The organism is Massilia sp. MS-15 (genome assembly GCF_020176695.1).
Taxonomy (GTDB): domain Bacteria; phylum Pseudomonadota; class Gammaproteobacteria; order Burkholderiales; family Burkholderiaceae_D; genus Telluria; species Telluria hydrophila.
In genome coordinates, this window is record NZ_JAIWIA010000018.1 from 215,487 (window position 1) to 223,333 (window position 7,847).

A 7,847-nucleotide genomic window follows, 5' to 3' on the forward strand; every position below is an offset into this window, starting at 1 on the left:
GGGCTTTTGTTCGTGGGCGCTGCGCTTACTCGGACTTGGTACCGAGCTGCGCGGCCTGCACGTTGACCTTGGCCTTGGCCTTGGCCTTGAGCGCTTCCACGAAGTTGAACAGCTCGGCCTGGCCGACCATGCCCGAGATCTGCTGCGCTTCCTGCTTGCGGCGTTCCGCGTCCGGCTGGGCCGGCTGCGCGACGCGGTTGATCCGGTACACGCCATAGCCCTGACCCGGGATCTCCACGCCGACATAGGCCGGCAGCTTGCTGACGTCGGCCTTCAGTACCGCGATCGCCGCGGAGGTATTGATCGCCGGTTCCCTGGTGCGGGTGACAACGGACGGCGCACCAAAACCGGTGGCGTCGCCCGAGGTCTTGGCGGCGGCCATTTTCTGCTCGCCGGCCGCGCGCGCCAGGCGCGCCGCCTCTTCCAGCGTCACGCGCTGGCGGATCTGGGCATCGACCTCGGCCAGCGGACGCTTGGTGGCCGGCGTGAATTCCAGCACCCGGCCGGAGATCAGGACGCTCGGCGAGACTTCGATCGCTTCGGTATTGCGCTTGTTCTTGACGGCGTCCGTGCCGAAGATCGCGGCCAGGAACTTCTCGTTGTTGAACGGTGCCTGGGCCAGTTGCGGATTCGGCTTGCGGGTCAGGTCGTCGACGGTCTCGATCTTCAGGCCCAGCTTGTCGGCCACCGGCTTCAGGCTTTCCGACTGCTCGTACACCATGTTGGTGAAAGTTTCGGCCATCTCCGAATACTTCTTCGACATCTTCTGCTTTTTCAGCTCGGCAGCGATCTCTTCCCTGGCCTCGGCCAGGGGCTTCTGCGCCGCCGGCTTGAGCGCGGTGAGCTTGATGACGTGGTAGCCGAACTCGGACTGCACCAGGCCGCTCGTCTCGCCTTCCTTCAACGCGTAGATCGCATCCTCGACCGGCTTGACGAAGGTGCCCTTCTCGACCACGCCCAGGTCGCCCCCAACCGAGGCCGAGCCCGGGTCCTGCGATTGCGCCTTGGCGATCTCGGCGAAGTTGGCCGGATTCTTGCGGACTTCGGCCAGCACCGCCTCGGCCTTGGCCTTGGCGGCAGCCTGCTCGGGCGCCTTGGCGTCGCGTGCCAGCGTGATCAGGATGTGGCTGGCGCTGCGCTGCTCGGGCGTGGTGTAGTTCTTGAGGTTCTTGTTATAGAAATCGGTGACCTCGGCGTCGCTCACCTGCACCTGGCTGGCCACGGCTTGCGCATCGAACAACACGTATTCGGCCTTGACCTGCTCCGGAACCGTGAACAGCGCGGCGTTCTTGTCGTAATAGGCCTTGACCATCGCGTCGCTGACCTTCACCTGCGGCAGGAACTGGGCGATCGGGAACACCATTTCCTGGACCTCGCGTTCCTGGTCGTTGATGTCGGACAGACGCGCCGACACGCTGCGCGGGGCAAACGCCGTGGACTGGATCGAACCCGTCAGCTGCTGCACGGTCAGGTCGCGGCGCAGGCGCTGGTCGAACATGGCGGGCGTCATGCCCTGCGCGGCCAGCGCGCCCTTGTAGGCGTCCATGTCGAAGCTGCCGTCGGCCTTGCGGAAGGACTGGACCTTGCCGATTTCCCTGGCCAGGGCGGCATCGTTCACGGTCATGTGGGTGCGCGCGATCTCGGCGGCCACGGCGCGCTCGGCCACGAGGTTGTTCAGGATCGCCTGCTTGGCTTCCGGTGTCTCGAACATCTTCTGGTCGAACTGCGGACCCATCATCTGGCGCGCCTGGTCGATCTGGCGGCGCTGGGCTTCTTCCCATTCCTGCTGGGTGACCTTCTGGCCGGCCACGGTTGCCACACCGGTAGCGGCGTCGCCGCGGTCCTGGTAGCTCTCGACACCGACTAGCACGAACGAAGGCACGATCAGCACCAGCAGCAGACCCTGCATCACGCGCTTGTTGTTACGGACAAAATCAAACATGGTCAGCCATTCAAGGTTGAAAATGCTTTAACAGCACAGGTTAAAAAAAAAGGCGAACTCGCGTTCGCCTCTTCTCGGTTTCCGTCCCCTTTCAAGGGTCCGGAGCTTACTGGATTCTGGCGGAGCGGACGGGGCTCGAACCCGCGACCCCCGGCGTGACAGGCCGGTATTCTAACCAACTGAACTACCGCTCCAGATTGTGAGGTGAATGTTGGCGGAGCGGACGGGGCTCGAACCCGCGACCCCCGGCGTGACAGGCCGGTATTCTAACCAACTGAACTACCGCTCCAACAAAAACACGTCAGCGCTCACCGGAAAGGTGGATTGCGAGAGGCCCGCAACTCCGAACTGCTCTCCTTCCGGCTAGTGCTCCCTGCATGTCACTGCAGAGAAGGCATTAGTTTACAGCATCTTTCAGAGCTTTACCAGCCTTAAATTTCGGAACCTTCGCAGCCTTAATCTTGATCGGTTCCTTGGTGCGTGGATCGCGGCCGGTACGGGCCGCGCGCTCGCCCACGGTGAAGGTACCGAAGCCGACCAGCGTCACGCTATCGTTGTTCTTCAGCGATTCGGTCACGGCGGTGATCAATGCGTCGAGAGCACGGGTCGCCGAGGCCTTGGTAATGTCCGCGGACTTCGCGATTTCTTCGATCAGTTCTGTCTTGTTCACTTCTAACCCTCGTATACGTTTGGACGCCACGGCGCCTTGCTGCAAAAGTGCAAGGGCGTATTAAACAAGGGCAACATTGGTCTGTCAAGCAACATACGTGGAGGCGTCCGTCGGTTGCGCCGATGCATCACCGCTGCGTTCGGACTGATGGCGGCAGCGGCAAAAAAACAGGCGTCCCGCAGGACGCCTGTTTCTCGGCGCATGGCTTGCGCTCAGTGCTTGACCACGTCCGACGAAGGATCGGCCGCCGCCGGCGTCACCGCCACCGTAGCCGGCACCTCGACCAGCGCTTCCGGCTGGCGCTCCAGCGCGACTTCGAGCACCTTCTCGATCCAGCGCACCGGCACGATCTCGAGCTTGTTCTTGACGTTGTCCGGGATCTCGGCCAGGTCTTTCACGTTCTGCTCGGGAATCAGGACGGTCTTGATGCCGCCGCGATGGGCCGCCAGCAGCTTTTCCTTCAGGCCGCCGATCGGCAGCACTTCGCCGCGCAGCGTGATCTCGCCCGTCATGGCCACATCGGCGCGCACCGGAATGCCGGTGAAGGCCGACACCAGGGCGGTGGTCATGCCGATGCCGGCAGATGGACCATCCTTCGGCGTCGCGCCTTCCGGGACGTGGATGTGGATGTCGGTCTTTTCAAAAGCCTCGGCCTTGATGCCGAAGCGCTGGGCGCGCGAACGCACCACGGTGCGCGCCGCCTCGATCGATTCCTTCATCACGTCGCCCAGGGTGCCGGTGCGGATAATGGCGCCCTTGCCGGGCACGTTGACGGCTTCGATCGTGAGCAGGTCGCCACCGACCTCGGTCCAGGCCAGGCCGACCACCTGGCCGATCTGGTTTTCCTTCTCGGCCACGCCGAAGTCATAGCGGCGCACGCCCAGGAACTTGTCCAGGTTCTTGGCGTTGACAGTCACCTTCTTCTCGGCCTTGGTCAGCAGCAGCATCTTGACGACCTTGCGGCAGATCTTCGAGATCTCGCGCTCGAGCGAACGCACGCCCGCTTCACGGGTGTAGTAGCGGATGATGTCGCGGATCGCCGATTCCTCGACCTTGATCTCGCCTTCCTTCAGACCGTTGTTCTTGATCTGCTTCGGCAGCAGGTAGCGCTGCGCGATACTGGTCTTCTCGTCCTCGGTATAGCCCGACAGGCGGATCACTTCCATCCGGTCCAGCAGCGCCGGCGGGATGTTGAAGGAGTTCGAGGTCGCCACGAACATCACGTCCGACAGGTCGAAGTCGACTTCGACGTAGTGGTCGCTGAAGGTGTGGTTCTGGGCGGGATCCAGCACTTCCAGCAGGGCCGAGCTTGGGTCACCGCGGAAGTCCGCGCCCATCTTGTCGATCTCGTCGAGCAGGAACAGGGGATTCCTCACGCCGACTTTCGACAGCGACTGCAGCACCTTGCCCGGCATCGAGCCGATGTAGGTACGGCGGTGGCCGCGGATCTCGGCTTCGTCGCGCACGCCGCCCAGGGCCATGCGCACGTACTTGCGGCCGGTGGCGCGGGCGATCGACTCACCCAGCGAGGTCTTGCCCACGCCCGGCGGGCCGACGAAGCACAGGATCGGCGCTTTCAGCTTGTCGACGCGCTGCTGCACCGCGAGGTATTCGAGGATGCGTTCCTTGATCTTGTCGAGGCCGTAGTGGTCGGACTCGAGTACCTGCTGGGCCTTTTCCAGGTCGATCGTGACCTTCGACTTCTTCTTCCACGGCAAGCCGACCAGGGTGTCGATGTAGTTGCGCACGACCGTGGCTTCGGCCGACATTGGCGACATCATCTTGAGCTTCTTGATTTCGGCCTGCGCCTTCTCGAGTGCCTCTTTCGGCATCTTGGCGGCGATCACCTTCTTCTCGAGTTCCTCGATGTCGGCGCCGTCCTCGCCCTCGCCCAGCTCCTTCTGGATGGCCTTGACCTGTTCGTTCAGGTAGTACTCGCGCTGCGATTTTTCCATCTGGCGCTTGACGCGGCCGCGGATGCGCTTTTCCACCTGCAGGATGTCGAGTTCGCCTTCCAGCTGGCCGAGCAGGTGCTCGAGGCGCTTGGTGACATTGAAGATTTCGAGGATCACCTGCTTCTGCTCGAGCTTGAGCGGCAGGTGGGCGGCAACGGTGTCGGCCAGGCGGCCAGCGTCGTCGATGCCGGCCAGCGAAGCCAGGATCTCGGGTGGAATCTTCTTGTTGAGTTTGACGTATTGGTCGAACTGCTGGACGATGGCGCGGCGCATCGCCTCGACCTCGGAGTCGTCGCCGACCTCCGATTCGACCGGGGTCAGCTCGGCCGTGAAATGGGTGGCGCCATCGACGATGTGGTCGATGCGCGCGCGCTGGGCGCCCTCGACCAGCACCTTCACGGTGCCGTCGGGGAGTTTCAGCATCTGCAGAATATTCGCCACGCAGCCGATCTCGTAGATGTCTGCGGCGGAAGGTTCGTCCTTGGCGGCCGCCTTCTGGGCAGCCAGCATGATGCTCTTGCCCTGCTCCATGGCGGCTTCCAGCGCCTTGATGGACTTCGGACGGCCGACGAACAGAGGTATCACCATATGCGGGAACACGACCACGTCGCGCAGCGGCAGGAGAGGCAGCGTCGTTTGCTCGGTTAATTTCGAAGTTGTCATGGCATACCTTATAGAAACGTGTTGCTGAACTTGGGCACGCGCGGCGCAAATCTCAAGACCACCGCCGCGAATATATTTTCTACTGGTAAAAGAATGTCCACAGTTGAAAATATAGCCGTTTCAATAAAAACCCCATTTTCAAATGAAAAAGCCACTGCGCGAGACGCTCCCGCGAGTGGCTTTTCGATTGAAGCCGGCTTTCTTATTATGACCTAGTGTACCGTCAAGAATCCGTAGGGCAAGACTTTTGTGACAAGAGTGCGCGTCTTTTTTCAGTTCTCGCCAGATGCTTTTGGCGTTTCGCTGTAAATCAACAAAGGCTTTGCGGCATTCGTGATCGTATTTTCATCGATCACGACCTTGACCACATTCTGCTGGCTCGGCAGCTCATACATCACGTCCAGCAGCGCATGTTCCAGGATCGAGCGCAGGCCACGCGCGCCGGTCTTGCGGGCCAGTGCCTTGCGCGCGATCGCGTGCAGGGCGGCCGGACGGATCTCCAGTTCCGCGCCTTCCATCTCCAGCAGCTTCGAGTACTGCTTGATCAGGGCGTTCTTCGGCTCGATCAGAATCTGGATCAGGGCTTCCTCGGTCAGCTCGTTCAGGGTCGCGACGACCGGCAGGCGGCCCACCAGTTCCGGAATCAGGCCGAACTTGATCAGGTCTTCCGGCTCGGCGTCCATCATGATCTCGCTGGCCGCGCGCTCGGTCTGGCTCTTGACGGTGGCGGCGAAACCGATGCCGCTCTTTTCCGAACGGTTCTGGATGATCTTGGCCAAGCCGTCGAAGGCGCCGCCGCAGATGAACATGATGTTGGTCGTGTCGATCTGGACGAAGTCCTGGTTCGGATGCTTGCGCCCGCCCTGCGGCGGCACCGAGGCCATGGTGCCTTCGATGAGTTTCAGCAGTGCCTGCTGCACGCCCTCGCCCGAGACGTCGCGCGTGATCGACGGGTTGTCGGACTTGCGCGAGATCTTGTCGATCTCGTCGATGTAGACGATGCCGCGCTGGGCCTTCTCGACTTCGTAATTGCAGCTTTGCAGCAGCTTCTGGATGATGTTCTCGACGTCCTCGCCGACATAGCCGGCCTCGGTCAGGGTGGTCGCGTCGGCGATCACGAAGGGGACGTTGAGCATGCGCGCCAGGGTCTGGGCCAGCAGGGTCTTGCCGGAACCGGTCGGACCGACGAGCAGGATATTGCTCTTGGCCAGCTCGACTTCGTCCTTCTTGCCCAGGTGCTTCAGGCGCTTGTAGTGGTTGTACACCGCCACCGACAGGATGCGCTTGGCCGTCTGCTGGCCAATCACGTACTGGTCGAGCAGTTCGGTGATCTCGTGTGGCGTCGGCAGATCGGACTTGGTGCCGGCCACCGACTCGACGTTGGAAGTCTCGTCGCGGATGATGTCGTTGCACAGATCGATGCATTCATCGCAGATGAATACCGACGGTCCCGCGATCAGCTTCTTGACTTCGTGCTGGCTCTTTCCGCAGAACGAGCAGTACAGAAGTTTTTCGCCGCTGGAGGATTTTTTGTCAGACATGGGGCAGGAGTGAGAGTGACTCGGCTAATAAGTTGCTGGAATATAACGCTGGAATATAACGCTAATAGGGGCACGCAACAAGTGCGCACACGGACATGCTACCCGAAATAAAAACGAAACGCCCGAACGTGCATGCGCCCGGGCGTTTTTTGGCAACACCTGCAGGGTGTCGCAAGGCGCTATTTAGGCGCGGTTGGTCAGCACGCGGTCGATCATACCGTATTCAACCGCTTCTTCCGCGGACATGAAGCGGTCGCGGTCGGTGTCGCGGTGGATCTGCTCGATGCTCTGGCCGGTGTTGTCAGCCATGATGCGCGCCAGGCGCTCGCGCAGGTACAGGATTTCCTTGGCCTGGATCTCGATGTCCGAGGCCATGCCCTGCGAACCGCCGGAGGGCTGGTGGATCATCACGCGCGAGTTCGGCAGCGAGAAGCGCTTGCCCTTGGCGCCGGCGGCCAGCAGGAAGGCGCCCATCGAGGCGGCCAGGCCGGTGCACAGGGTCGAGACGTCCGGCTTGATGAAGTTCATCGTGTCGAAGATCGCCAGGCCCGCCGAGACGGAACCGCCCGGCGAGTTGATGTACAGCGAGATGTCCTTGTCCGGATTTTCGCTTTCCAGGAACAGCAACTGGGCCACGATCAGGTTGGCCATCTGGTCGTTGACAGGGCCGACCAGGAAAATCACGCGCTCCTTGAGGAGGCGCGAATAGATGTCATAGGCGCGCTCGCCGCGGCCGCTTTGCTCGACCACCATCGGCACGAGGCCGAGTGCCTGGGTATCCAATGCGGGATTACGAATCATACCTGTCTCGTTCCTTGTAAATAGGGGTTCAGAAACCCAATCTTAGCAGACGTATGCGGTTCACACAGACACGTAGGGTGGGCAGCTCCGCTGCCCACGCGGTGATCGCCGTCGGCACCATCATCGTGCACGATGATCTTGCTCCCGACTATCACCGCGTGGGCGGGAGACCCGCCCACCCAACGATACAAGCCCGCTGTCCTCGCAGACCAGCAAATCTTAGCCCTGCGGATTGCCGCCCATCAGTTCATCGAAAGCGATCGCCTTGCTGCTGA

The 7,847-nt window shown here is 61.6% G+C and carries 5 protein-coding genes and 2 tRNA genes; all 7 read right to left on the reverse strand.

Annotation, left to right across the window (positions count from 1 at the left end; all coding sequences use genetic code 11):
• Positions 1–25: 25 nt before the first annotated feature.
• The 7 genes from LCI23_RS08545 to clpP all read right to left on the reverse strand — a co-directional run bounded on the left by LCI23_RS08545 (position 26) and on the right by clpP (position 7,572).
• Complete coding sequence (locus LCI23_RS08545) at positions 26–1,942, reverse strand: SurA N-terminal domain-containing protein (protein WP_224946028.1); 1,917 nt, start codon at positions 1,940–1,942, stop codon at positions 26–28.
• A 117-nt stretch (positions 1,943–2,059) separates the two neighbouring features.
• Positions 2,060–2,136 (reverse strand) — tRNA-Asp (locus LCI23_RS08550).
• Between the two features lie 18 nt (positions 2,137–2,154).
• Positions 2,155–2,231 (reverse strand) — tRNA-Asp (locus LCI23_RS08555).
• A gap of 108 nt (positions 2,232–2,339) precedes the next feature.
• Positions 2,340–2,612, reverse strand: a complete 273-nt coding sequence (locus LCI23_RS08560) for an HU family DNA-binding protein (RefSeq protein ID WP_224946029.1) — start codon at positions 2,610–2,612, stop codon at positions 2,340–2,342.
• A 212-nt stretch (positions 2,613–2,824) separates the two neighbouring features.
• Positions 2,825–5,230, reverse strand: a complete 2,406-nt coding sequence (gene lon / locus LCI23_RS08565) for an endopeptidase La (protein ID WP_224946030.1) — start codon at positions 5,228–5,230, stop codon at positions 2,825–2,827.
• 272 nt (positions 5,231–5,502) lie between these two features.
• Entirely contained in the window at positions 5,503–6,771 is a 1,269-nt protein-coding gene (clpX, locus tag LCI23_RS08570) for an ATP-dependent Clp protease ATP-binding subunit ClpX (RefSeq protein ID WP_224946031.1), read from the reverse strand.
• Between the two features lie 183 nt (positions 6,772–6,954).
• Positions 6,955–7,572: an ATP-dependent Clp endopeptidase proteolytic subunit ClpP gene (gene clpP, locus LCI23_RS08575; protein WP_159696901.1), complete on the reverse strand. Its 618-nt coding sequence runs from the start codon at positions 7,570–7,572 to the stop codon at positions 6,955–6,957.
• Positions 7,573–7,847 lie beyond the last annotated feature (275 nt).